The following is a 407-nucleotide window of genomic DNA, read 5'->3' as shown; positions in this document are numbered from 1 at the left end:
GAATATTGGTGGTTTGCGCTTTTCACTTACTTGATAGGGTTCGCGTTTTTAATTTTGGCCTTAGCGGCAGGCGCCTCTTCTGACCAACAGGGTGGAGTTTCGTCACTGGTCGTCGCAATCATGGTGGTCGGCGGATTGTTTGTGTTGGCAATCTTCTTGCCGTTACTATCCCTTCAGGTTCGCCGCTTCCATGATCGCAACATTTCCGGCTGGTGGTATCTCGCCCTGATCGTTTTGGGCATGGTTCCCTATATCGGTGGCATTACAGGCCTCGCGATTACTATAATTTCCGTCTTTAGGGGCACTGGAGGTCCGAACAGGTTCGGGCCGGATCCGTTGCGCCCCGAAGCGCGAGCGGAGGTCTTTGCCTAGAGGATGGCCATCCGCGAAGCCGCCCGGCTGGTGGC

At 55.3% G+C, this 407-nt stretch carries 1 protein-coding gene; it reads left to right on the top strand.

Annotated elements, in window-relative coordinates; all coding sequences use genetic code 11:
- A partial coding sequence (locus AF337_RS39075; protein ID WP_049736359.1) for a DUF805 domain-containing protein occupies positions 1-372 on the top strand: 372 nt, incomplete at its 5' end.
- Positions 373-407: the final 35 nt, after the last annotated feature.

Source organism: Rhizobium ecuadorense, assembly GCF_001187535.1.
Taxonomy (GTDB): domain Bacteria; phylum Pseudomonadota; class Alphaproteobacteria; order Rhizobiales; family Rhizobiaceae; genus Rhizobium; species Rhizobium ecuadorense.
The sequence above is the reverse complement of the archived record's forward strand: the minus strand, read 5'-3'. Positions and strand labels throughout refer to the sequence as shown.